This window comes from Micromonospora sp. NPDC047707, from assembly GCF_040704235.1.
GTDB lineage: Bacteria > Actinomycetota > Actinomycetes > Mycobacteriales > Micromonosporaceae > Micromonospora.
The window spans coordinates 1-1,700 of the sequence record NZ_JBEYSU010000136.1; the positions used below are offsets into that span (position 1 = coordinate 1).

The window sequence follows — 1,700 nt, forward strand, 5'->3', positions numbered from 1 at the left end:
ATTCGACTCATGACGATACGTTTGGCCGGCCAAGCGATCCGCTGGGCCAACGCCACCGAACGCGAAGCCGCCCGACGCATCAACGCTGAACGACTCCTCGCCGCGTAGCCACCCGGTTACCCGACGGTCTCTAAGGCGTGGCCTACGGCAAATCTTCGCCGGTGCCGTACGGGCGGGTGATGACTTCCATACTGTGTCCGTTCGGATCCCTAAAGTACAGGCCACGGCCGCCATCATTGTGGTTTATTTGCCCTTTTTGTATATGCCCCGGGTCCGCATAGTAAGTGATGGCAGAGTCCTGAATTCGACCGAAAATGGTGTCGAACTCTTCCTCAGTCACCAGGAAAGCGTAATGCTGCCATCGGATCGAGTCCTTGGCCATGTCCATGAAGTCCAGGGTCACGCCGTTGCCGGTTTCGACCGGCAGAAAGGGGCCGTAGGGCTTACCTACCTTAAGTCCCAGGACTGCCGCCAGGAATTGTGCCGACTCCTTCTTGTCGTGACATGGCACGATTGTGTGGTTCAGCTCCACCACCTTCATCTACCTCTCTGGAATGAATCAACGTCTCCGGGTTCCTTATTGAACACGCCTTCCGGTCACGGGCACCCCGTCCATAAAGAGGCTGCTCTTTGAGGATGCCGCTCTCGGACGCCTGGATTACACACTACATGCTCCTTCCTCGTGACTGACCAGGTGGTCGCTACGTGGGTGGGTAGCCAAGGGCGGCCGGCGGCGAGTCCGGTGAGGGCGTTCATGATGTTGCGGCCGTGCGCGGTGACGGTGGCGGTGGCGAAGGAGGAGTGGATCAGAGCGAATTGCTGTGCTCCGTCGAGTGTGCGTAAGCTCCCGGACACTTTTTGTCTTATCTTGACCATGCGGATCTACTGCTCGGCGGCGTTGTTGTCGAACGGGGACCGCAGATCGACGGCGAAACGCAGGTGATCGTCGATGCAGTCGCGGATCCGGCGTGCGAGGGCGGTCAGTTTACAGCCGGTCTTCGATGTCTCGTGGTGGTGGTCGTTGAGCCTTTTTTCATCCTGCGTTGCGGTTGCTTTCGACGTGGTGCAGGACGAGGATGGTTTGGACGATCGCGGTGGCGCGGCGTGGGCGGCAGCGCAGCTTGATCAGGGTCTTCCAGGTCTTGAAGGTGGCGATCGCTCGTTCTCCGTGAGCGCGGATCTTCGCGTGGGCCCGGTTCACGGCCTTCTGCCGGCGTGACAGCTTCGGCCGGAAGCGGTGCCGCGCGAACGGTGTGCGGACGCTGCCACGGGAGCCCTGGTAGCCCCTAATGGGTTCAGAGCGGGTCGGGCTCTTGCCACGATTGCTTTGGTATCCCCGGCGTTCGACGCCTCACGACAAGGCGGGAGCTGCTGCGTGGCTCGGCCCGCTCTGCAGGATCGGGTCCGATTGGATCTGTTCGTGGTTCGAGCCCGCCAGCACGGAAGATCCCTCGGTCACCTGAGGCCGGGAGCCCTCGAGGTTAGAGCCTGGTAGATAAGGGGTTCAGGTGGTCGCTGGAGTCCGGTGGAGATCGATGATCGCGGCGGCGGCCGGCGTGGCGGCATGACATGGGGAAGGGCCTTCGGATACGAGCGAAGGCGACTAAACCAGCACGACCGAAGGCCCAACCCTGTCTGTATACCTTGTGGCCGGTGCCGGTGCAGCTGCCACGCCGGCCACCTTCGCCGATCACCTACCC

1 protein-coding gene and 1 pseudogene are annotated in these 1,700 nt (G+C 61.6%); both read right to left on the bottom strand.

Features of this window, described 5'->3' with window-relative positions; all coding sequences use genetic code 11:
• Nucleotides 1-142: 142 nt before the first annotated feature.
• Nucleotides 143-535, bottom strand: a complete 393-nt coding sequence (locus tag AB0873_RS32430; RefSeq protein WP_366604598.1) for a VOC family protein — start codon at nt 533-535, stop codon at nt 143-145.
• A gap of 498 nt (nt 536-1,033) precedes the next feature.
• Nucleotides 1,034-1,285: pseudogene (locus tag AB0873_RS32435) on the bottom strand (transposase family protein); the annotation flags it as partial.
• Nucleotides 1,286-1,700 lie beyond the last annotated feature (415 nt).